Annotated in this window: 23 protein-coding genes, 6 tRNA genes and 1 riboswitch; of the genes, 21 read left to right on the forward strand and 8 right to left on the reverse strand. The window is 66.6% G+C overall.

What is annotated here, in order from left to right; genetic code table 11:
* The first annotated feature begins 112 nt into the window (after positions 1 to 112).
* Positions 113 to 1150 carry a cell division protein ZapE gene (gene zapE / locus UC32_RS06205; protein ID WP_045730483.1) on the forward strand — a complete coding sequence of 346 codons (1038 nt, stop codon included), beginning with the start codon at positions 113 to 115 and terminating at the stop codon, positions 1148 to 1150.
* Positions 1151 to 1201: 51 nt separating this feature from the next.
* Here the strand turns inward: zapE and UC32_RS06210 are convergent, their stop codons facing one another.
* The 7 genes from UC32_RS06210 to UC32_RS06240 form a co-directional block, all read right to left on the reverse strand.
* On the reverse strand, positions 1202 to 2458 hold the full coding sequence (locus tag UC32_RS06210) for a benzoate/H(+) symporter BenE family transporter (protein ID WP_045730388.1): 1257 nt from the start codon (positions 2456 to 2458) through the stop codon (positions 1202 to 1204).
* Between the two features lie 220 nt (positions 2459 to 2678).
* On the reverse strand, positions 2679 to 2930 hold the full coding sequence (locus UC32_RS06215) for an antitoxin (protein ID WP_235423599.1): 252 nt from the start codon (positions 2928 to 2930) through the stop codon (positions 2679 to 2681).
* Between the two features lie 164 nt (positions 2931 to 3094).
* Positions 3095 to 3166, reverse strand: a tRNA-Val gene (locus UC32_RS06220).
* A 37-nt stretch (positions 3167 to 3203) separates the two neighbouring features.
* Positions 3204 to 3276, reverse strand: a tRNA-Gly gene (locus UC32_RS06225).
* A gap of 51 nt (positions 3277 to 3327) precedes the next feature.
* Positions 3328 to 3399 (reverse strand) — tRNA-Val (locus tag UC32_RS06230).
* Between the two features lie 42 nt (positions 3400 to 3441).
* Positions 3442 to 3512, reverse strand: a tRNA-Cys gene (locus tag UC32_RS06235).
* Between the two features lie 45 nt (positions 3513 to 3557).
* A tRNA-Gly gene (locus UC32_RS06240) sits at positions 3558 to 3630 on the reverse strand.
* 326 nt (positions 3631 to 3956) lie between these two features.
* Between UC32_RS06240 and UC32_RS06245 the strand changes: the two genes are divergently transcribed.
* The 15 genes from UC32_RS06245 to hisF all read left to right on the forward strand — a co-directional run bounded on the left by UC32_RS06245 (position 3957) and on the right by hisF (position 15837).
* Positions 3957 to 4028 (forward strand) — tRNA-Val (locus UC32_RS06245).
* A gap of 105 nt (positions 4029 to 4133) precedes the next feature.
* Positions 4134 to 4994 carry a PD-(D/E)XK nuclease family protein gene (locus UC32_RS06250; protein WP_045730390.1) on the forward strand — a complete coding sequence of 287 codons (861 nt, stop codon included), beginning with the start codon at positions 4134 to 4136 and terminating at the stop codon, positions 4992 to 4994.
* 51 nt (positions 4995 to 5045) lie between these two features.
* Positions 5046 to 5660, forward strand: coding sequence for a peptide deformylase (gene def / locus UC32_RS06255; protein WP_045730391.1), 615 nt, complete (start codon positions 5046 to 5048; stop codon positions 5658 to 5660).
* The gene (fmt, locus tag UC32_RS06260) at positions 5657 to 6577 is read left to right on the forward strand and encodes a methionyl-tRNA formyltransferase (protein WP_045730392.1); all 921 of its coding nucleotides are present in this window, start codon (positions 5657 to 5659) and stop codon (positions 6575 to 6577) included. The genes def and fmt overlap by 4 nt, the downstream gene beginning before the upstream one ends.
* Positions 6574 to 8157 (forward strand): RsmB/NOP family class I SAM-dependent RNA methyltransferase, encoded by a 1584-nt coding sequence (locus tag UC32_RS06265; protein WP_045730393.1) that lies wholly within the window; start codon positions 6574 to 6576, stop codon positions 8155 to 8157. Before fmt ends, UC32_RS06265 begins: the two co-directional genes overlap by 4 nt.
* Positions 8158 to 8206: 49 nt before the next feature.
* Positions 8207 to 8887, forward strand: coding sequence for a ribulose-phosphate 3-epimerase (rpe, locus tag UC32_RS06270; protein ID WP_045730394.1), 681 nt, complete (start codon positions 8207 to 8209; stop codon positions 8885 to 8887).
* A 39-nt stretch (positions 8888 to 8926) separates the two neighbouring features.
* Positions 8927 to 9086, forward strand: a riboswitch (FMN riboswitch).
* Between the two features lie 96 nt (positions 9087 to 9182).
* Entirely contained in the window at positions 9183 to 9902 is a 720-nt protein-coding gene (gene pnuC / locus UC32_RS06275; RefSeq protein WP_045730395.1) for a nicotinamide riboside transporter PnuC, read from the forward strand.
* Positions 9902 to 11023, forward strand: a complete 1122-nt coding sequence (gene ribD, locus UC32_RS06280) for a bifunctional diaminohydroxyphosphoribosylaminopyrimidine deaminase/5-amino-6-(5-phosphoribosylamino)uracil reductase RibD (protein WP_045730396.1) — start codon at positions 9902 to 9904, stop codon at positions 11021 to 11023. The genes pnuC and ribD overlap by 1 nt, the downstream gene beginning before the upstream one ends.
* Positions 11023 to 11700 carry a riboflavin synthase gene (locus tag UC32_RS06285; protein WP_045730397.1) on the forward strand — a complete coding sequence of 226 codons (678 nt, stop codon included), beginning with the start codon at positions 11023 to 11025 and terminating at the stop codon, positions 11698 to 11700. The genes ribD and UC32_RS06285 overlap by 1 nt, the downstream gene beginning before the upstream one ends.
* Entirely contained in the window at positions 11697 to 12419 is a 723-nt protein-coding gene (ribB, locus tag UC32_RS06290; RefSeq protein ID WP_082071955.1) for a 3,4-dihydroxy-2-butanone-4-phosphate synthase, read from the forward strand. The genes UC32_RS06285 and ribB overlap by 4 nt, the downstream gene beginning before the upstream one ends.
* Entirely contained in the window at positions 12416 to 13147 is a 732-nt protein-coding gene (ribA, locus tag UC32_RS06295) for a GTP cyclohydrolase II (RefSeq protein ID WP_045730398.1), read from the forward strand. The genes ribB and ribA overlap by 4 nt, the downstream gene beginning before the upstream one ends.
* A 47-nt stretch (positions 13148 to 13194) precedes the next feature.
* Positions 13195 to 13680, forward strand: coding sequence for a 6,7-dimethyl-8-ribityllumazine synthase (gene ribH / locus UC32_RS06300; protein ID WP_045730399.1), 486 nt, complete (start codon positions 13195 to 13197; stop codon positions 13678 to 13680).
* A 122-nt stretch (positions 13681 to 13802) separates the two neighbouring features.
* The gene (locus UC32_RS06305) at positions 13803 to 14066 is read left to right on the forward strand and encodes a phosphoribosyl-ATP diphosphatase (protein WP_015936881.1); all 264 of its coding nucleotides are present in this window, start codon (positions 13803 to 13805) and stop codon (positions 14064 to 14066) included.
* A gap of 89 nt (positions 14067 to 14155) precedes the next feature.
* Positions 14156 to 15016, forward strand: coding sequence for an ATP phosphoribosyltransferase (gene hisG / locus UC32_RS06310; RefSeq protein ID WP_045730400.1), 861 nt, complete (start codon positions 14156 to 14158; stop codon positions 15014 to 15016).
* Between the two features lie 44 nt (positions 15017 to 15060).
* Positions 15061 to 15837, forward strand: a complete 777-nt coding sequence (gene hisF / locus UC32_RS06315) for an imidazole glycerol phosphate synthase subunit HisF (protein ID WP_045730401.1) — start codon at positions 15061 to 15063, stop codon at positions 15835 to 15837.
* Between the two features lie 71 nt (positions 15838 to 15908).
* On the opposite strand, the gene UC32_RS06320 is transcribed toward hisF, so the two are convergent.
* Positions 15909 to 16553, reverse strand: coding sequence for a TIGR03085 family metal-binding protein (locus tag UC32_RS06320; RefSeq protein WP_045730485.1), 645 nt, complete (start codon positions 16551 to 16553; stop codon positions 15909 to 15911).
* Between the two features lie 111 nt (positions 16554 to 16664).
* On the opposite strand from UC32_RS06320, the gene hisI reads away from it, so the two are divergent.
* From hisI to trpC, 5 genes are all read left to right on the forward strand, one after another.
* Positions 16665 to 17120 (forward strand): phosphoribosyl-AMP cyclohydrolase, encoded by a 456-nt coding sequence (hisI, locus tag UC32_RS06325; RefSeq protein WP_082071957.1) that lies wholly within the window; start codon positions 16665 to 16667, stop codon positions 17118 to 17120.
* Between the two features lie 106 nt (positions 17121 to 17226).
* Positions 17227 to 18786, forward strand: a complete 1560-nt coding sequence (locus tag UC32_RS06330) for an anthranilate synthase component I (protein WP_045730402.1) — start codon at positions 17227 to 17229, stop codon at positions 18784 to 18786.
* Complete coding sequence (locus UC32_RS06335; RefSeq protein ID WP_045730403.1) at positions 18786 to 19412, forward strand: Trp biosynthesis-associated membrane protein; 627 nt, start codon at positions 18786 to 18788, stop codon at positions 19410 to 19412. Before UC32_RS06330 ends, UC32_RS06335 begins: the two co-directional genes overlap by 1 nt.
* Before the next feature lie 107 nt (positions 19413 to 19519).
* A complete protein-coding gene (locus tag UC32_RS06340) occupies positions 19520 to 19807 on the forward strand; it encodes an HGxxPAAW family protein (RefSeq protein WP_045730404.1) in 288 nt (95 codons plus the stop codon).
* On the forward strand, positions 19807 to 20628 hold the full coding sequence (gene trpC / locus UC32_RS06345; protein WP_045730405.1) for an indole-3-glycerol phosphate synthase TrpC: 822 nt from the start codon (positions 19807 to 19809) through the stop codon (positions 20626 to 20628). The genes UC32_RS06340 and trpC overlap by 1 nt, the downstream gene beginning before the upstream one ends.
* Positions 20629 to 20665: the final 37 nt, after the last annotated feature.

Here is a 20665-nt window from a genome sequence, read left to right on the forward strand (position 1 = left end):
GGACGAAATGTTGGCTTCATCACCCCTAGTGGTCCCGGTGATGCTGCGCCCGGACGGGTACCGCGAAGCCGGTATCCTTTCTGGGGACCACCTACCAGCAGAACGGACCACCTTGGTACAGATCGAACAGCTTGCGGCGCGCACTCCTGCAGTGTCGGTGAACGAACTCCTTAAGGGTTTCTATCCGTCGCCGCGGTTTGGCCAGGTGTCCTTCGCCAGCTACCGTCCGGACCCAAAGCAGCCCAGCCAGGCGGCTGCCGTCCAGGCCCTGGAGGGGTTTGCCGGCAACGTGGCACCGTCCGACGGCGGCGGGCTCTTCAAGAAACTGTTCGGCAAGAAGGACAGCTCGCGTGCCGGCATCTATCTCGACGGGGGATTCGGCGTGGGTAAGACCCACCTCCTCGCTTCGCTGTGGCACGCCGCCCCCGGACCGAAGGCCTTCGGCACCTTCGTTGAATACACCAACCTGGTGGGCGCCCTCTCGTTCCGCAAGACGGTTGACGCACTCAGCAGCTACAAGCTGGTGTGCATCGACGAATTCGAACTCGACGACCCGGGCGACACCGTCCTGATGTCCCGGCTCATGCGGGAACTGGCCGACGCCGGCGTGAAGCTGGCCGCCACCTCCAACACCCTGCCCGGCTCTCTGGGGGACGGCCGCTTCGCCGCTGTGGACTTCCAGCGCGAAATCCAGGTCCTGGCGGACCAGTTCGACGTTATCCGCATCGACGGCGAGGACTTCCGCCACCGCGGCTTGCCGGCGGCCCCGGCCCCGCTCAAGAACAGCGAACTGACCTCCCACATGAAGGCCGAGTTCGACGGCAAGACGGTAGCCCAGGACGAGTTCAGCACCTTGATCCACCACCTCGCCGGCGTACACCCCAGCCGGTACCGGCAGCTCATCGACGGGATCGACGGCGTGGTGTGGCGCAACGTGGAAACCATCACCGAGCAGTCAGTGGCACTGCGGTTCGTGGTCCTGGCGGACCGGCTCTACGACAAGGACGTCCCCATCCTTGCCAGCGGCGTGCCGTTCGACAAGCTGTTCACAGAGGAAATGATGGCCGGCGGCTACATGAAGAAGTACTTTCGCGCCGTGTCCAGGCTCACCGCGCTGGCCCGCGAAGGCCAGAACCACGAACCGTCCTAGTGTGTTCGGCGGGGCTTCAATGCCACCCGCGGCGGCCCTCGCCGGTGGCTCCTAAGCGCGGTCCCCTGCGCCTGCGGGCCCACCGTCCAGCAGTTCCCGCTCCCGCCGGGGGACCAGCAGCGTCCTGACCACCAGGCCGGCAAGGAGTGCCCAGAACGCCGAGCCTATCCCGGCAAACGCAAGCCCCGAAGCGGCCGTTAGGAACGTGACTGCCGGGGCGATGCGGTCCTCGGCATCTGCCAGTGCCGAAGAGACCGACGCCGCCAGCGTGCCCAGGAGCGCCAGCCCAGCCACCGCTTCCAGCATGCCCGCCGGTGCTGCACTGACCAGGGTGACCAGCGCGGCCGAGAAGGCAGCCAGGACCAGGTAGGCCGCTCCGGAGGTAAGACCTGCAACCCAGCGCCTGCTGCGGTTGCTACCGGCTTCCTCACCGGCAGCAAGCGCCGCGCTCAACGCGGCAAGGTTGATGGCATGGCCGCCAAACGGCGCGCCCAGTACGGTGCCTGCACCGGTCACCAGCATCGATGCCCGCCACGGCGTGGCAAAGCCGAACGAGCGCAGCACTGCCACACCCGGAACGTTCTGGGAGGCCATGGTCACCACGAACAATGGCAGGGCGATGCCCACCATGGCCTGCAGGCTGAAGGACGGCGTGGTCCACACGAGGTGCGGCAGCACCCCGCCCGTTCCGGGGCCCGTGCCGGTGGCAGCCAAAGAGACGGCGATGACTCCCAGCGCCACGATCAGTGCCGCAGGCACAGCCCAGCGCGGGGCGTACTTCATCATGAGCAGCCAACAAACAATGACGGGGGCCACGAAGAGCGGAACGGTGCCCAGTGCAGTGAACGGTGCCAGGCATAACTGCAGCAGGACGCCGGCCAGCATTGCCTGGGCGAGCGACGCGGGGATCCTTGCCATCAGCCGGCCGAGGGCAGGGATAAGCCCGGTCAGGGCTATCAGAACCCCGGCTGCAAGGAAGGCTCCGACGGCGGCCGGCCAGCCGCCGTCGGGCGTTCCGGACGTGGCGAGCAGGGCTGCGCCGGGCGTGGACCAGGCAAGCGTGACCGGAACCCGGGACCGCCACGCAAGCAGCAGGACGCCGACGCCTACGGCCAGGGTCAGCGCCAGCAGGCCGGACGCAGCCTGAGCGGGGTTGGCGCCTACTGCCCTAAGCCCGGCGAGGACAACGGCGAAGGACGACGTAAACCCCACCAGGGCGGTGACAATGCCGGCAACGACGGGCCGGGAATCGAAGGTGGAAGGACTGGCCGTCCGGCCGGTGCGGAGGGGTGCGGAAGACTTCGCCATACCGGCAGGTTATCCGTGGTTGCGGCCCGTACTGCAATTGCGTGGCGCTACAGCACCGGGCGTCCTGACACCCGGTCCGGCCACTGGCCCCGGCAGAGCCGCGCGGGCGGGCAGTCCGGGGTGATTAAACGCCAAAGGCGCGGGCGCCGCCTCCCGGCGGGACCCGCGCCCCGTTGACGTGCTGGGGCAATGCCCCGGCCGAGATCCTTACGGAGTCCTGTCAGCCGGCGGTGCCGGGTTGACGGGATTGACCGGGGGGGACCTGCTCTGCGGCAGGTGCCTGGCCAGGGGTCCCATTCTTGTCCACGAGCTTGGAAGCGCCATCCTGGATCTTGTCGACGTGGCCGGCGTACTTGCCGCCGGTCTTCTGGTCGACGAAATCGCCGGCTTTGGTGATGCCGTCCTTGATGGTCTGCTCGTTTCCGCGGATAAGACCCTGTGCCTTGCCCTTTAGATCGTCAATCAGTCCCACGAGCACCTCCCTTCGGTCGCGGAGCCAGGTCGCTCCTTGCGCAATCGATCCTAGACCTGCGGGAGGGCAGTTCCAAGGATATTGGGGAGATTTGCGTTCGCCCGCAGCGGATGAGGCTTGGCACGGCAACAAAAAAAGCAGCTCTTCACGAGCTGCTTTGAGTGTGGGCGATACTGGGATCGAACCAGTGACCTCTTCCGTGTCAGGGAAGCGCGCTACCGCTGCGCCAATCGCCCGGAACCGGAAGACCGGCTAATGGGTTTTGAAAAAGAGAGCGGACGACGAGATTCGAACTCGCGACATCCACCTTGGCAAGGTGGTGCTCTACCAGCTGAGCTACGTCCGCAATTGCGTTCCGGCCGGGGCCGGACTGCTGTTGGCAAGTTACCTTGCCGAGTGGGCGATACTGGGATCGAACCAGTGACCTCTTCCGTGTCAGGGAAGCGCGCTACCGCTGCGCCAATCGCCCATGCTGATTCGGAGAGTATCCGAAAAACCATGGTTTTCACCGAGGTGGGTACGGGATTCGAACCCGTGTATACGGCTTTGCAGGCCGCTGCCTCGCCTCTCGGCCAACCCACCGTGTAAGCCCCGGTTTAGCAACCGTTGCCGTGACAGTGTCCTGCGAGCGGACGACGAGATTCGAACTCGCGACATCCACCTTGGCAAGGTGGTGCTCTACCAGCTGAGCTACGTCCGCAGTTTGGAGGTTTGATTCCTTGCCGTTTCGGCATTTCCTCGCTTCCAACGAGTAAAAACAATATAGGAGGTTCCGGGAAAGTCCAAATCGGCTGGTCCGGTTGCTGTCACCATGCCCCTGCATCCCAGTAATGGCGCGGAATGCTGCGACTTACAAGCGTGTAATTCGAGTAACTCCAGCTTCCCCCTGACGCTGCGGGATGCAGGAATGTGGAGTGTGTATGCAGCGGACGGGCAGCGGAAAGGTCCATTTAGCGGGGCCGTCTTTGGGAGCCGGTGGCCGATTTTTGAAATGGCCTCCCGGTGGGCTAGCATTCAAATGCATCGGGGCGATTGGCGCAGTGGTAGCGCGCTTCGTTCACACCGAAGAGGTCACTGGTTCGAACCCAGTATCGCCCACCGCAGAAGGTCCGTTTCCGCTCATCAGCAGCGGAGGCGGACCTTTTTCATGCCCGGGCCTGGCTCCCGGAGATTTTGTCGGCCCCCTGTGAAAGAGTCTTTTGTATGACTGATCCGCTCCTCGCCCACGCCACCGAATACGGCCGGATGTATGCCCGGTCCACGTCGGAGCAGTTCTCCGTGCCGTCCATCACCACAGTCATCAGCCAGCAGCCGCACGGCCTGGACGGCTGGTTCGGCTACATGGGGGCAAGCAGCCTGGCCAAGGACCCGCTGTTGTCCGAATGCCTGGGCAGCCCGGCGAAGATCAAGCAGGCCATCAACCGGGCGGCCAGGGCGGCCGAGACGTATCGGGACGATGCCGCGCGCCGCGGGGACCGGGTCCACACATACTGCGAGCAGGTTGCCCTGCGTGCGCTGGGACGTCCGCATGCCATGAAGGAAGCGCGGGAGGCGCTGGCTGCCAACGGGGAGGAGGCCTTCGCCGTACGTTTTGATGAATGGTGGGAGCTTTTCCGCGTGGAGCCCCTTGCTCCTGAAATCACTGTATGGAACAAGGCGGTGGGGTACGCCGGCACCCTGGACCTGGTGGCGCGAATCAACGGACGCATCTGCCTTATCGATTACAAAACCAAGGGCACTACCCGGGACGGCCAGGTCAAGTCCCTCGACGACAAAGTGGTGATGCAGCTTGTGGCCGGCATGAAGGCCGAGGAGAGCCTGGTGGATCCGGTGGCCGGTACCTGGGAACCGTGGAAGTACGGGGAAGACCCGGTCCTGCTGGCTGTGGCCATTGGGGAGACGGAGGTCCGCCCCGTGCGGGCCAACCCCGAGGTCCTTAAGCACCACTGGTGGAAGTTTTGCGCGCTGCGCCGCGTGTGGGAGCTCTCGGCCGACACCATCAGTGCCGGCACCGCCCTGCTCCCTATCGCCCCGCCACCGCTGGCCCAGGCCCGCACCGCCTAGCGCCTAAACTGGTTTGGTCCCATTGCCGCCAACCGTGAGGAAAATCCGCGCATGGCTATTCTGAATATCCGCATCATCGGCGATCCCGTGCTCCGCACGGTGGCCGATCCTGTGACGGAATTCGGGCCCGAACTTGCCAAGCTGGTCGCCGACATGACTGAAACCATGGAAGATGTGGATGGCGCCGGCCTTGCCGCGCCCCAGATCGGTGTCAGCAAGCGCGTCTTCACTTACCGGATTGACGGCGTGGAAGGGCACATTATCAACCCGGTGCTCGAAAACAGTGACGACTACCAGCCGGACCACGTGGAGGGCTGCCTGTCCATCCCGGGCCTGGGCTTCCCTGTCCGCCGTTTCCGAGCCACCCGCGTCTCCGGGGTGGACATGCACGGCGATCCCGTCTCCATCGAAGGGGAGGGCATGCTGGCCCGCTGCTTCCAGCACGAGAACGACCACCTGGACGGCGTCCTTTACACAGACCGACTGGAGGGAGAGGACCGGAAGGCCGCCCTCCGGTCCATCCGCAATGCCAACTACGACTCCGTCACGGAGCGCACCACCGCCAAGCGCGCCAAGACCGTGGGGTCCAGCTTCGGCGGAGCGAGCTTCGGCGGACCCGGTGCACCGGGACCGACGCCCGGCTCCAGTTTCGGCAACGCCGGGTGAGGGTCCTTTTCGCGGGCACTCCCGCCGTCGCGGTTCCCTCCCTGGATGCCCTTGTCAAGGCCGGATTCGACGTCGTTGCCGTCCTGACCCGCCCCGACGCTCCGATTGGGCGCAAACGCGTCCTTACGCCGTCGCCGGTTGCTGCGCGGGCCCTCGAGCTAGGGCTGGATGTCATCTACGCTGCCAAGGTTGACGACGCCGCCGTCGAACAGATTTCCGCCGCTGCCCCCGATGTCGCAGCCATCGTGGCCTACGGCGGGCTCGTTCCCCCCACCGCCCTGGCCATTCCACGCCACGGCTGGATCAACCTGCACTTTTCGCTGCTGCCCGCGTGGCGAGGTGCCGCACCCGTGCAACGTTCGGTGATGGCCGGCGACGACGTCACCGGCGCGGTGACCTTCCAGCTGGAGAAGGGGCTCGACACGGGACCCGTGTTCGGCACCCTCACCGAGTCCGTTGGCCCGGAAGACACGGCCGGCCAGCTCCTGGAACGGCTCTCGCACAGCGGCGCCGTCCTCCTTGCGCAGACCCTGTCCGCGATCGAAGCGGGCAAGGCATCTGCGGTGCCCCAGGCCGGAGACGTATCGCTGGCGCCAAAGCTCACCCTGGAAGACGGGCACTTGAACTGGCGCCACCCCGCCCTGGCCATCGGCCGCCAGGCCCGTGGCGTCACCCCCGAGCCCGGAGCCTGGACGCTCCTGGACGGCCAGCGCGTAAAGCTCGAGCCTGTGCGGCTGCGTCCGGATGTCGAGGACCTCGCACCGGGTGCCCTTGCCGTTCACGGAAAGAGCGTGCTGGTGGGCACCGGTTCCCACGCGGTGGAGCTGACCCGCATCCAGCCCGCCGGAAAAAAGATGATGGCCGCGCCCGATTGGGCCCGCGGCATTGGTTCGCTGGAAGGCGTGGTATTCGAATGAGTGGATCCGGTACGAATTCCGGTGGCGCGCAGCAAGGGCGTCCGTCCGGCCGGGGACGCGGCGCGGGCCAAAGCGGCCGCGGCCAGGGCGGCGCACGGGACAACAGCCGCCGCGACGCCCAGGGCCGGGAACGGAACCGTGGCCCGCAGCGGAACTACACCGAAAACGCGCCGGCCCAGCGCACCCGCCGGGCCGATCCCGCCCGGCTGGTGGCATTCGAGGTACTCCGAGCCGTTGCGCAGGAGGACGCCTACGCCAACCTCGTCCTGCCCGCCCGGATCCGGCAGCACCGGCTGGACAAGCGCGACGCCGGGTTTGCCACCGAGCTGAGCTACGGCGCGCTGAGGGGACAGGGAACCTACGACGCCGTCCTGGCGCGCTGCGTCGACCGGCCGCTGGACCAGCTCGACCCTGCTGTCCTGGACGCGTTGCGCATTGGCGTGCACCAGCTTCTCGCCATGCGCGTCCCGGCCCACGCGGCACTGGACCAGACGGTGGGTCTCGCCCGCGCCGTCATTGGCGCAGGACCCTCCGCCCTGATTAACGCGGTCCTCCGCAAGGTCAGCGTCCACAGCCTGGATGAGTGGCTGGACCTGCTGGTAGCGGACGAAACCGATGAAACCCGCATCGCGTCACTCCGCTACGCCCACCCCGAATGGATCGTCCGGGCCATGCGCCAGGCGCTGGTGGCCCACGGCCGCCCCGTCGGGGAAATCAACGCCTTGCTCGAAGCTGACAACGCAGCCCCGGTGGTCAACCTGGTGGCCCTTCCCGGTCTGGGAACCCTCGACGAAGCGCTTGAAGACGGCGCCACTCCGGGCAAACTCGTTGAAGGGTCCGCCCTGTCCAGCGGTGGGGACCTGGGACGGCTGTCCTCCGTACGCGCGGGCACCACCCGGGTACAGGACGTCGGCTCGCAACTGGTGGCCCGCGCGATGACCGCGGTGGAGCTGGGAGACGCCGCGCCCGATGCCGCAGCGCCCGAAGCCTGGCTCGACCTCTGCGCCGGACCCGGCGGAAAAGCGGCACTGCTTGGCGCCCTCGCCCGGGAACGCGGCGCCACGTTGCTGGCCAACGAACCCGCAGCGCACCGCGCCAAACTGGTCAAACAGGCCTTATCCGCCGTCCCGGACGACACCTGGCAGGTTCGCACCGGTGACGGCCGCGAGGTCGGCGCAGAGCACCCCGGGTCCTTCGACCGCGTCCTGGTGGACGTGCCCTGCAGCGGCCTGGGGGCATTGCGCCGCCGGCCTGAGTCCCGTTGGCGCCGATCGCCCAAGGACCTGGCGGACCTGGGACCGCTGCAGCGCGAACTGCTTTCCTCTGCACTGGCAGCTGTCCGGCCCGGGGGAGTGGTTGCCTATGTGACGTGCTCGCCGCATCCCGCCGAAACCACGGCGGTGGTTTCGGACGCCCTGAGGAAACGGGATGACCTGGAACTCCTTGACGCCGGGGCCGCGCTCGACGCCGTCAGCCTCACCGGGAGCCTGGGTGCAGGACATGATTTGACCGCGCAGCTGTGGCCACATGTCCACAGCACCGACGCCATGTTCCTGGCCCTTATCCGGAAAAAGGCCTGACGCCACCCTTCGGCACACGCATCCCATCCACCTTTCGAAAGGCATCCCCGTGACGCAATGCTGCATCAACCCGAGCATCCTCTCGGCCGACTTCGTCAACCTTGAGGCTGAGCTGAAGCGCATCAGCAACGCCGACGCCGTGCACGTGGACGTCATGGACAACCACTTTGTTCCCAACCTCACCATCGGCCTGCCGGTGGTGCAGCGGATCCAGGCGGTCAGCCCCGTGCCCCTGGACGCCCACCTGATGATCGCCGATGCCGACCGCTGGGCGCCTGGTTTCGCGGACGCGGGCCTGGCCTCGGTCACGTTCCATGCAGAGGCGTCCATAGCGCCCATCAAGCTGGCCCGTGAACTCCGCAGCAGAGGTGCGAAGGCCGGAATGGCGCTGCGGCCGTCCACCCCCGTGGAGCCGTACCTGGACATGCTGTCCGAACTGGACATGCTGCTCATCATGACCGTGGAGCCAGGTTTCGGCGGCCAGGCTTTCCTCGACGTCACCCTTCCCAAGATCCGCCGCGCCCGCGCCGCCATTGACGGGTCCGGCATTGGCGTGGCCATCCAGGTTGATGGCGGGATCACTGAGGAAACCATCACCCGCGCCGCGGAAGCAGGAGCCAACGTGTTCGTGGCGGGCTCCGCTGTCTACGGGGCTGACGACCCCGCCGCTGCCATCGAACGGCTCCGCGACGAAGGCAGCCGTACGTTACGGAAGGCGACGGCGGAATAACAAGAAGCCACATCCGGTTGTGGCACAATAACAACACACATACGTGCTCCGGGGTCGGTGTAAGTCCGAACCGGCGGTGACAGTCCGCGACCCGCGAACCGGTGGCTATTCCTGGCAGGCCAGGCGAAGCCCCGGTGATCGGTTGAACCGGTGAAATTCCGGTACCGACAGTTAAAGTCTGGATGAGAGAAGCACGTACAGCTGTATCTTCGGGGCCCGTGGGCTCCGAAGCGTTCTGCTGTCGTATACCCCCGGAGCCATCGCGGTTCTGACAGGGAAGGAACGACACACAGACATGGACCTCCTGCGATGGCTCTTTGACGCTCAGATCCCCGTTGGGGGATCTGTCCTGATATTGAGAGAAGTGCTGGGCAACATTTTCGGCCTGGCAAGTGCATTCGGCGGCATGCGCCGCAAAGTTTGGGCCTGGCCCGTGGGCATTGTCGGCAACCTGCTGCTGCTCACGGTGTTCCTTGGCAACGTCTTCGGCTCCGCCACACCGGCTACCCTCTGGGGGCAGGCCGGCCGCCAGGTGATGTTCATCGCCGTGGCCGCCTATGGCTGGCACCGCTGGAAGCAGGGCCGGAGCGCTGGTGGCGGGAACACCGCCGTCGTGCCCCAATGGGCCAGCAACCGGACCCGGCTTATCCTCGCTGCCGCACTGGTGGCCGGCACCGTTGCCCTGACCCCGCTGTTTGACTCCCTCGGTTCCTACCCGCCGGTGTGGGCTGACGCCTGGACCTTTGCGGGATCGCTCCTGGCCACCTACGGCATGGCGCGGGGCTGGACCGAGTTCTGGCTGATGTGGGTGGCCGTGGACATCGTGGGTGTCCCGCTCCTGTTCAGTGCCGGCTACTACGCCAGCGCCTTCATGTACCTCTTTTATGGCTTCTTCACCCTTGCCGGGTTCTTCGTCTGGTGGAATGCCTCCCGCCGCGGTGGCGCGGCGGACGGGCGCGAAGAGCAGCCCGCTTCGGTGGAGACCGCCTTTCCTGACCCGAGGGTGAAGCTCTGATGGCCGCCGAACTCCGGGTGGCAGCACCGTTCACCACCGCGGAAGTCCAGGCCATGGAACACGCCCTCGAAGCAGCCCTGCAGGGGCCGCGCGGCGCCAACCCACTGGTGGGCGCCGTCGTCGTAAGCCCTGACGGCCGCGAACTTGCCACCGGGTACCACCGCGGCGCGGGCACCGCCCACGCCGAGGCTGATGCCGTGGCACGGGCCCGGGAAGCGGGCGTGGACCTTGCCGGCTGCACCATGGTGGTGACCCTCGAGCCCTGCAACCATGTGGGCCGGACCGGGCCGTGCACGGAAGCGATTATCGCTGCCGGCATCACCGATGTTATCTACGCCGTGGACGACCCCCACGATCCCGCGGCCGGCGGGGCAGCCACCCTGCGCAACGCCGGTATCTCGGTCCGCAGCGGCCTGGCTGCGGCGGAATCCCTGGAACTGAACCGCCGGTGGTTCGAGGCGGTAGCAGAAAAGCGGCCCTTCACCACCCTCCATATCGCCCAAACCCTCGACGGACGGATCGCGGCCGAAGACGGCACCAGCCAGTGGATCTCCAGCCCGGAATCCCTGGCGGACAACCACGGGATCCGGAGCCGCATCGACGCCATCCTGGTGGGAACCCAGACCGTCGCGGTTGACAATCCCCGCCTGACTGCCCGGGACGCCTCTGGCAACCCGGCGGCAAGGCAGCCGGTCCGCGCCGTCATGGGCCTTCGGGACATTCCCGAGCACGCCGCAATCCTGGGCGATGACGGACTGGCTGTCCACCTTCCCACCAGGGATCCGCGCCAGGCGTTGACCACCCTGTACGCCTCCGGAACCCGCCACGTCATGGTGGAGGGCGGTTCACGGATCCTCAGCGCGTTCCTCACCGCAGGGCTGGTGGACGAACTGATCGTCTACCTGGCACCCACATTGCTTGGTTCCGGAACCCCGTCACTGGACGGGCTGGGAGTCAGCACCCTCCCGGACGCCCAGCAATGGGAATGGGACGCTTCCGACGGCGGGGCCGTGCGTACGCTGGGCCGCGACCTGAGACTTCACCTGAAACCGCAACGCCACGTTGCACTTGACCCACAACCGTCCCGCGAAGCTGCGCGACAAGCCCAGGGAGGCTACTGATGTTTACCGGAATAATCGCCGAACAGGGAGAGGTGCTCGCCGTCGAGCGCGACGGCGACACCAGCGCCACCGTACGGCTCCGCGCCCCCGGCACCACCGAGGGGCTCGCCCTGGGCGGCTCCATCGCCGTCAACGGCGTTTGCCTTACCGCAACGGACATCGACGGCAAGGAATTCAGCGTCGATGTCATGGGCGAGACCCTGGTCCGGAGCACCATCGGCGAACTGGCGCCAGGCGACGCCGTCAACCTGGAACGGTGCGTTCCCGCGGGAGGGCGGCTGGACGGCCACGTGGTGCAAGGCCACGTGGACGGCGTTGGCGTCCTCCTGGAACGCGAACCGCAGGGCAACTGGGAGCGGCTCCGCTTCGGCGTCCCCGGCAACCTTGCCCGCTACATTGCCGAAAAGGGCTCCATTGCCATCGACGGCGTCTCCCTGACCGTGACGGCGGTCAGCGCCGCTGCCGAGCAGGAGCCGTGGTTCGAAGTTGGCCTGATTCCCACCACCCTGGCCGAGACCGGACTCGGCACCAAAACCACCGGTAGCCGGGTCAACCTGGAGGTGGACGTCCTGGCCAAATACACCGAACGGCTGCTCTCGTTCCGCACAGATGGTACCGGCGCCGCCGGTACTGAGACCGGGGAAACCGTGGCGGCAGTACCAGGTGGTGCCCGGTGAACGGCACTGCGCACCTGGAACCCGGAGCGGTTCCGGCCGTAATTCCCACCCGCGGCCTGGATTCCATCGGAGACGCCGTCCGGGCCATGGCAGCGGGAAAACCCGTTTTGGTGGTGGATAACGAGGACCGGGAAAACGAAGGCGACATCATCTTCGCAGCCCAGCACGCCACGCCCGCCCTGATGGGCTGGACCATCCGCTACAGCTCCGGCGTCATCTGCGTGCCGTTGACGGGCGAGCGGGCGGACGCCCTGCAGCTGCCGCCCATGACGGCAGTCAACGAGGACGCAAAAGGCACCGCCTACACGGTGTCCTGTGACGCCGCCATCGGTGTCAGCACCGGCATCTCCGCCACAGACCGCGCCCTCACGGCACGCGTCCTGGCGGATCCGCAGGCCCTGCCGGCGTCAGTAACCCGCCCGGGGCATATTTTTCCGCTCCGTGCCGTTGACGGAGGTGTGCGGGAGCGCCAAGGCCACACCGAGGCCGCGGTGGACCTGTGCCGCCTGGCGGGACTCGAACCGGTCGGCGTCATCGCGGAAGTGGTGTACGACGACGGCGAGATGATGCGCCTGGACGGGCTCCGTTCGTTCGCAGCGGAACATGGGTGCCCTTTGGTCTCCATCGAGGACCTGGTGGCGTATCTTGAAGCCGGGACCGGGGGAGGCCTGGATCAGGATGTCCGGAGTGTACCGGGCGGAGAAAAGGAGAAGCGATGACGGCATCGGCAGCCAGCGACGACAGCCAGAACGGTCACCGGAAGCACCACACCGGGAATGGCAGCGCCCCACACCCCGTCAGCGGCGGTCCCATTGTGCAGCTTCCCACCGCCTTCGGTGACTTTGTGGCGCAGGCATGGACCGACCTTGTAACAGGCGTGGAGCATCTTGCCGTCAGTTCGCCCAACCCGCCCAGCGACGGAAAAGCGCCGCTGGTGCGCCTGCACTCGGAATGCCTGACCGGTGACGTCTTCGGCTCGTACCGGTGCGACTGCGGGGAACAGCTGGCCTACGCCCTGGAGCTGATCCATGAACACGGCGGAACCCTGCTGTACCTGCGCGGCCAGGAAGGCCGCGGCATTGGCCTGGCCAACAAAATCAAGGCCTATGCGCTGCAGGAAGCCGGTTTCGACACCGTAGAAGCCAACGAACAGCTGGGTTTGCCGGTTGATGCGCGGTGCTACAAGGCAGCCGCCCAGGTGCTCGCCGAGATGGGCCTGCACGAGGTCCGGCTCCTGAGCAACAACCCGGACAAGCAGAACCGGCTGGCCAAAGCCGGTGTCAAGGTAGTGGAGATGGTTCCCACCGAGGTGCCGTCCCGCGAGCAGAACATCCGGTACCTGCGGACCAAGAAGGACCGCATGGAACACCGGCTCCTGCTGGACACCGGGGCCGACCCCGTACCGGTACCGGGCCCTGACGGTCCGTTCCGCCACGAACAAGACTGACCTGACCACACCACTGAACCACCAGACTGAACGGACACCTCGCACCCATGAGCGGACACGGCGCCCCCGATATCGACCTCACCACCCTCAACCCGGCCGAAACGTCGCAGCTCCGGCTCGCAATCGTTGCGGCGAGCTGGCACACCCAGATCATGGACGGCCTCCTGGACGGCGCCCTGCGCGCGGCAAAGGACGCGGGCATCAACGAGCCCACGGTCATCCGCGTACCCGGCAGCTTTGAGCTGCCGGTAGCCGCCGCACGCCTGGCCCCGCACTTCGACGCCGTGGTGGCGCTCGGCGTGGTCATCCGTGGCGGTACCCCGCACTTCGAATACGTCTGCCAGGCCGCGACGTCGGGACTTACCGACGTCAGCGTCCGCACCGGGGTGCCGGTGGGCTTCGGCGTGCTCACCTGCGACACGGAACAGCAGGGCCTGGACCGCGCCGGACTGCCCGGCTCCAAGGAAGACAAGGGGCACGAGGCCGTTACGGCGGCGCTGGCTACCGCTGTGGTCCTCAAGCAGTACACATAACCGCCTGACACTATGCAACGTTGGAGTCCAGCGGCGGGCGCGGTGTGTATTCGCTCACACCGCGTCCGTCATGGAACGGCCCGGGAAGCGCCGTCAGGGCCGCAGCAAGTAGGCTGGAGGGCGTGAAGAATTTCGAGACGCTGTTCGCTGAGCTCAGCGAGAAGGCAGCCACCCGCCCGGAAGGCTCCCGCACCGTCGCTGAATTGGACTCCGGTGTGCACGGCATCGGTAAGAAAGTCGTTGAGGAAGCAGCCGAAGTCTGGATGGCTGCCGAATATGAATCCGATGAAGCCGCGGCCGAGGAAATTTCCCAGCTGCTGTACCACCTGCAGGTTCTGATGCTCGCCAAAGGCCTGACCCTGGAAGACGTCTACAAGCATCTGTAGCCACCGGCCCGGCGCGCCTCCTGCCGCCGGACCAGCTGTGGCCTGCACTGCCTGAACCCTCAGACATTCCATCCAGAAAGAACACCCCAATGCTGCGAGTTGCCGTCCCCAACAAGGGATCCCTGTCCGAAGCCGCCTCCGCGATGCTGTCCGAGGCGGGCTACCGCCAGCGCCGCGACAGCCGTGAGCTGGTGATGGTGGACCCGGATAACGACATCGAGTTCTTCTTCCTCCGCCCGCGCGACATCGCCGTGTACGTGGGCAGGGGAACGCTCGACGTCGGCATCACCGGCCGTGACCTCCTGCTGGACGCCGAGGTGGAAGCCGAGGAACTGCTGCCCCTGGGATTCGCAGCCTCCACCTTCCGGTTCGCCGGACCCGTGGGAGACTTTGCCTCCGCAGAGGAACTCGAAGGCAAGCGCCTGGCCACCAGCTATGACGGCCTGCTCCGCGGCTACCTTGCCGAACGCGGCATCAACGCCAAGGTGGTACGCCTTGACGGTGCGGTGGAGTCCTCCGTCCGCCTGGGTGTCGCCGATGCCATCGCGGACGTCGTGGAAACGGGAAACACCCTCAAAGCCGCCGGCATGGAGATCTTTGGCGATCCCATCCTCAAGTCCGAGGCCGTGCTGATCCGCCGCACCGGTGCCGATGGAGGCGCCAACGGAACCGCCAAGGAGATTGACGTACTCATCCGACGCCTCCAGGGTGTCCTGGTGGCCCGCCAGTATGTCCTCATGGACTACGACATCCGCAAGGAACTGGTGGAAAAGGCGGCCGCACTGACTCCCGGACTGGAATCGCCCACCGTGTCACCGCTGCGTGACTCCGACTGGGTGGCCGTGCGGTCCATGGTGCCTAAGAAGGAAACCAACCGGATCATGGACGAACTGTACGATCTCGGTGCCCGGGCCATCCTGGTCAGCAGCATCCACGCCTGCCGCATTTAGCGCCGGAACCCCAAACAGCACCGCAGATTTCTCCAGGAGTACCCATGGCAGTAGCAGTCCGTGTCATTCCCTGCCTTGATGTTGACGCCGGTCGCGTCGTCAAGGGAGTCAACTTCGAAAGCCTCCGCGACGCCGGCGACCCCGTTGAACTGGCCCACCGCTACGACAACGCGGGAGCTGACGAACTGACGTTCCTCGACGTCACGGCGTCCTCGGGAAACCGCGAAACCACCTTTGACGTGGTCCGCCGCACCGCCGAGGAAGTCTTCATCCCGCTGTGCGTCGGCGGTGGTGTCCGCGGCGTCGCCGAGGTGGACAAGCTCCTGCGGTTCGGCGCGGACAAGGCTGCCATCAACACCGCCGCCGTCGCCCGCCCGGAGGTCATCGATGAGATTACCCGGCACTTCGGATCGCAGGTCCTGGTCCTGTCCGTAGACGCGCGCCGTACCCGCCCCGGATCCAAGCCCACGCCGTCGGGCTTCGAAGTAACCACCCATGGTGGTCGCACCGGCACCGGAATCGACGCGATCGAGTGGGCCAAGGAGGCAGCCGACCGCGGGGTGGGCGAAATCCTGCTCAACTCCATCGATGCGGACGGAACCAAGGACGGCTTTGACCTGGAAATGATCCGCATGGTCCGCGCGGCCGTCAAGGTGCCGCTGATCGCCTCCGGCGGCGCAGGGGAGCCTGCCCACTTCCCGCCCGCTGTGGCTGCTGGTGCTGACGCCGTGCTGGCCGCCTCGATCTTCCACTGGGGTCCGAACGACATGATGCACCAGGTCAAGGACGCCATCAGGAACGCCGGCTTCGAGGTCCGCTAACCTCCCGTTGCGCTATCACTTTTGGTCCCCAAAATGCTGTTTTGGGGACTAAAAGTGATGGCGCAAGTGGGTTAAAGGCCGACTTCTGCTGACTGGAGGAGCGCGACGGCGTCCGGCTGGCCTTCGAAGGTGACCAGGGCGTGGCGGGTACGGCCGTGGGCATGCATCAGCAGTTCGCCCGGCTCGCCGACGATGGCCACCGATACCGGTGCGCGCTTGGCAACGTGGCGCGGCCCGGACGGCCGGACCAGTACGATGCCCAGATCCACACCGCGGTACAGGATGGCCGCGCGCTTGACGAGTTCGTCCCAGAGTGCGTCGGAGTAAGCCTCGTCGAGGGCGCGGGGCGCCCAGCGGTCGACGGCCCGGCGGACGTCTTCGGTGTGCACGAAGTACTCGATCAGGTTGGCACTCTCGTCCAGGGCCCTGATGCTCATCGGAGAAAGCACCGGGGGACCCGCGCGGAAGGTGTTGACCAGGCCGGCGTAATCCTCGGTGTTGGTCAGCTTCGCGGCCAGTTTTGCGGTGGCCTGGTCTGAGGCCTTGGCCAACCGCTTGATGATCAGGCCAAGCCCCACGGCAGCCTTCCGCTCGCGCAGGTAAAGGTGCGCAGCGAGGTCCCTGGTGCGCCACCCCTTGCAGAGCGTGGGCGCGTCAGGGCCGGCCGCAAGCAAGGTTTCGGCCAGGACTTCTCGGGACGGTTCGACGAAATGCATTACTTGGAAAACTAGCATGAGAGGCCCGAAGTTGGGCAGCACGGCCGCTGCGGCTGGCGTGCCGTTGTTCACATCGGGTCCGGCTGTGGCCAAGGCACTAGACTTGACCTGATGTCTGAGCAGCCTGCCCCCGTACAAACCACCGCCCAAACCACCGGTACCGCCCTGCCCGGCGACACCGTGAGCGCTCCGGAAACCGCCGCGCCGGCGAGCCCCCTCCCGGCGGAGCTTGCCGCCGCGCTGAAGCGTGACAACGCAGGCCTGGTGGCCGCCGTCGTGCAGCAGTACGACACCAACGAGGTCCTTATGCTCGGTTGGATGGACGACGAGGCGCTGCACCGGACCATGACCACCGGCCGGGTCACCTTCTATTCCCGGTCCCGCCAGGAGTACTGGCGCAAGGGCGATACCTCCGGCCACGTCCAGTGGGTCAAGTCCGTAGCCATGGATTGCGACGGCGATGCCCTGCTGGTGCGGGTGGACCAGGTGGGTGCCGCCTGCCACACCGGCACCAGGACCTGCTTCGACGGCAGGGACCTGGACGTGGTGACCGCGGCCGCCGGCTGAGCCCCGCACCGCAGGCCCACACGGCAGAAGGGGAGTCCGGCTCCCCACAGAACTTCAGGCGCCCGGCGCAGCCGGCCCTTCTATGAACAGGCGGAAAAGCATAGCCATGCAGGACCTTGGAACCATCAGCCCCAGCCTTGAGGAATTCCGCGAGCTGGCCGGCCACAGCCGCGTCATTCCGGTTCGGCTGAAGGTGCTCGCGGACGCCGAAACCCCCATCGGCCTCTACCGCAAGCTGGCGCAGGGCCAGCCCGGCACGTTCCTCATGGAGTCCGCTGCCGTGGGCGGCACATGGTCCCGCTACTCCTTCATCGGCGCGAAATCCCGTGCCACCCTCACCACGAAGGACGGCCAGGCGCACTGGCTGGGTGAACCGCCGGCAGGCGTACCCGTGGACGGCAGCCCCGTGGACGCCATCCGTGACACCATCGATGCCCTCCGCACGGACCGGTTCGAGGGCCTGCCCCCGTTCACGTCCGGGCTCGTGGGCTTCCTCGGCTGGGAAACCGTGCGGCACTGGGAGCGGCTGGTGAGCCCTCCCGAGGACGACCTTCAGCTGCCGGAGATGGCGCTCAACCTGGTCACCGACATGGCCGTCCATGACAACGTGGACGGTACCGTGCTGCTGATCGCCAACGCCATCAACTTCGACAACAGCACCGAACGCGTGGACGAGGCCTGGCACGATGCCGTGGCACGGGTCAGGGCGCTCCTGGCCAAGGTCAGCACCCCCGTGGTGCAGCCAGTCTCCGTACTTGCCCCCGCCGCACTGGACTTCGCCTCCAGTGTCCAGGAACGGTGGGATGAAAACGACTACCTGGCAGCTCTTGACCGCGGCAAGGAAGCGATCGTCGACGGCGAGGTGTTCCAGGTGGTCATCTCGCGCCGTTTCGAAATGGAGTGCAAGGCGTCCGCGCTGGATGTGTACCGCGTGCTGCGCAACACCAACCCCAGCCCGTACATGTATATCTTCAGCCTCGAAGACGCCGACGGCCGGGAATACTCCATCGTGGGGTCCTCACCCGAAGCCCTGGTGACGGTCACCGGCGAAGAGGTCATCACACACCCCATTGCCGGGTCCCGGCCCCGCGGAAAGACTGTCGAGGCTGACAAGGCCCTGGCAGAGGAACTGCTGGCAGACCAGAAGGAACGCGCCGAGCACCTCATGCTGGTGGACCTCTCCCGCAACGACCTCTCCAAGGTCTGCGTTGCCGGAACCGTTGACGTCACCCAGTTCATGGAAGTGGAGCGCTTCAGCCACATCATGCACCTGGTATCCACCGTGGTGGGACAGCTCGCCCCGCAGGCCAAGGCCTACGACGTCCTGAAGGCCACCTTCCCCGCAGGTACGCTGTCCGGCGCCCCCAAGCCGCGGGCACTGCGCCTGCTCGACGAATTGGAACCCCACCGCCGCGGCATTTACGGCGGCGTGGTGGGCTACCTGGACTTCGCCGGGGACATGGACATGGCCATCGCCATCCGCTCCGCGCTGGTCAGGGAAGGCCGGGCCTATGTCCAAGCCGGTGGCGGCATCGTGGCGGACTCCGTGAACCCTACAGAAGCACTCGAAACCGTCAACAAGGCTGCCGCACCGCTGCGGGCAGTGCACACCGCGGGTTCGCTTCACGACATTACGGCGGATTCCCTGCCCGGCGGCGAGTCCTGATGCCTGACCCAAGCAACGCACCCCAGGCAGTGAAAACAAAGACGGCGGCTCCAGGGTGGGCGCGGAAGTCCACTGTGGTTCTGCTCATCGCAGTGCTGGCACTGGCCGTCTTCGGCACCACCACCCAGACCTGGATGACAGTCACCCTCGACCCCAGCCAGGCCGGCGCCGGCCAGGAACCGTTGCAGGTCCAAGGCAGCAAGGCTGCCACCGCGGTAACGGCCCTCGCCCTGGTGGCCCTGGCAGGCGGGCTCGCCGCAGCCATCGCCGGCAGGATTGCCCGCTGGATCATTGCCGCCATCATCGTCCTGGCCTCGGCCGGCATCGTCGCTGCGGCGGGGACCGTCCTGGGAGACCCGCTGGCGGCTTCGCAGGGATCCATCGGTGCAGCCACGGGCGTCACCGGCACCCAGGCCCAGGTGGCGGTCACCGCTTTCCCCGTGCTCGCGGTTGCGGCAGGCTGCCTGCTGGCCCTGGGCGGGCTGCTGATCCTTCCGGCGTCCCGCCACTGGGCCGCCCGGACCAAATATGACGCCCGCGCCGTGGCCGGACCTGCTGCGGCCAGCGGCCCCGTGGATGAGATCGACAGCTGGGACCGGCTCTCGCGCGGCGACGACCCCACCTGATCCGGCAGATGGCCGCCGGCCGGGGCCCGCGGGGCAGCGGGCCGGTTCCGGATCACCGGCCAAAAAATGGCAGAATGTAAGCAGTATCCACCCTGAGGAGATTTTCCATGAGCAAAGCACCTGCGTCCGTTTCCAAGTCCGGCACCCGCCAGGTAGCCCCGGGCGCCATTGACCACAGCCAGGAGCTGGGCCACGGCAACAGCCCCGCCGCATGGACCTGCGTCATCGTCATGCTCGTCGGTGCACTCATCATGTCCATCGCCTTCGTCATCGCCAACACCCCCATCTTCATCGCAGGTGGCGTGGTCATGCTGGTGGGCCTGCTCCTCGGTTACGTCATGCGCAAGGCAGGTTACGGCGTCGAGGGCAGCAAGCTCAAGAACTCCGGCCACTGATGGCAACTGTTCTCGACGACATCAACGCCGGTGTCCGGGAGGATATGGAGGCCAGGAAGCGGCTCGTTTCCCTGGCTGAACTGAAGGACCTGGCCCAGGCGGCTGCCCCGGCACGCGACGCCTGGGCAGCATTGGGCGGACCCTCACCGTCGCGCGACCAGCTGAAGGTCATCGCCGAAATCAAGCGGCGGAGCCCCTCGAAGGGGGATCTCGCCAGCATCGGCGATCCCGCATCGCTCGCCCGGCAGTATGCCGACGGCGGTGCCGCCGTCATCAGTGTCCTCACCGAACAGCGGCGTTTCAATGGCTCACTTGCCGACCTCGACGCCGTCCGTGCCGCCGTCGAGACCCCGCTGCTGCGCAAGGACTTCACCCTGGATGAATACCAGATTTGGGAAGCCCGGGCGCACGGTGCGGATCTGATCCTGCTGATCGCCGCGGCGCTGTCCGACGCACAGCTGGCCCACTTCAGCGCGCTCAGCCACGAGCTCGGCATGAACGTCCTTGTGGAAACGCACACGGAAGAAGAAATCGACCGCGCCGCCGCGGCTAACGCCCGCATCATCGGCGTCAACGTGCGCAACCTGAAGACGCTCGACGTCGACCGTTCCGTGTTCGCCTCACTGGCGGGCCGGATTCCGGCCGGTGCAGTGGTGGTTGCTGAATCCGGGGTCCGCGATGTTGACGACGTCACGCACTACGCCGCCAGCGGCGCCGATGCCATCCTGGTGGGCGAGGCCCTGGTCAGCCATTCCACGCCGCTGGAGCGCATCGCGGAATTTACTGCCGCAGGTGCCGCCGCCATCGCGGCCCGGGGCTGACCGGCACACGCCTGAGTGCAGCCCGAAGGGCTGCAGA

It is taken from the genome of Pseudarthrobacter chlorophenolicus (assembly GCF_000962805.1).
In the GTDB taxonomy this organism is placed as follows: Bacteria; Actinomycetota; Actinomycetes; order Actinomycetales; family Micrococcaceae; genus Arthrobacter; species Arthrobacter chlorophenolicus_A.

Bases quoted from the DNA above. Each gene is read 5' to 3' on its own strand.
- UC32_RS06285 (WP_045730397.1), top strand. From the start codon at position 11,023: ATGTTTACCGGAATAATCGCCGAACAGGGAGAGGTGCTCGCCGTCGAG.
- pnuC (WP_045730395.1), top strand. From the start codon at position 9,183: ATGGACCTCCTGCGATGGCTCTTTGACGCTCAGATCCCCGTTGGGGGA.
- UC32_RS06320 (WP_045730485.1), bottom strand. From the start codon at position 16,553: ATGCATTTCGTCGAACCGTCCCGAGAAGTCCTGGCCGAAACCTTGCTT.
- UC32_RS06335 (WP_045730403.1), top strand. From the start codon at position 18,786: ATGCCTGACCCAAGCAACGCACCCCAGGCAGTGAAAACAAAGACGGCG.
- trpC (WP_045730405.1), top strand. From the start codon at position 19,807: ATGGCAACTGTTCTCGACGACATCAACGCCGGTGTCCGGGAGGATATG.
- ribH (WP_045730399.1), top strand. From the start codon at position 13,195: ATGAGCGGACACGGCGCCCCCGATATCGACCTCACCACCCTCAACCCG.
- UC32_RS06265 (WP_045730393.1), top strand. From the start codon at position 6,574: ATGAGTGGATCCGGTACGAATTCCGGTGGCGCGCAGCAAGGGCGTCCG.
- UC32_RS06330 (WP_045730402.1), top strand. From the start codon at position 17,227: ATGCAGGACCTTGGAACCATCAGCCCCAGCCTTGAGGAATTCCGCGAG.
- hisF (WP_045730401.1), top strand. From the start codon at position 15,061: ATGGCAGTAGCAGTCCGTGTCATTCCCTGCCTTGATGTTGACGCCGGT.
- hisI (WP_082071957.1), top strand. From the start codon at position 16,665: ATGTCTGAGCAGCCTGCCCCCGTACAAACCACCGCCCAAACCACCGGT.
- UC32_RS06250 (WP_045730390.1), top strand. From the start codon at position 4,134: ATGACTGATCCGCTCCTCGCCCACGCCACCGAATACGGCCGGATGTAT.
- UC32_RS06340 (WP_045730404.1), top strand. From the start codon at position 19,520: ATGAGCAAAGCACCTGCGTCCGTTTCCAAGTCCGGCACCCGCCAGGTA.
- hisG (WP_045730400.1), top strand. From the start codon at position 14,156: ATGCTGCGAGTTGCCGTCCCCAACAAGGGATCCCTGTCCGAAGCCGCC.
- ribD (WP_045730396.1), top strand. From the start codon at position 9,902: ATGGCCGCCGAACTCCGGGTGGCAGCACCGTTCACCACCGCGGAAGTC.
- UC32_RS06210 (WP_045730388.1), bottom strand. From the start codon at position 2,458: ATGGCGAAGTCTTCCGCACCCCTCCGCACCGGCCGGACGGCCAGTCCT.
- ribA (WP_045730398.1), top strand. From the start codon at position 12,416: ATGACGGCATCGGCAGCCAGCGACGACAGCCAGAACGGTCACCGGAAG.
- def (WP_045730391.1), top strand. From the start codon at position 5,046: ATGGCTATTCTGAATATCCGCATCATCGGCGATCCCGTGCTCCGCACG.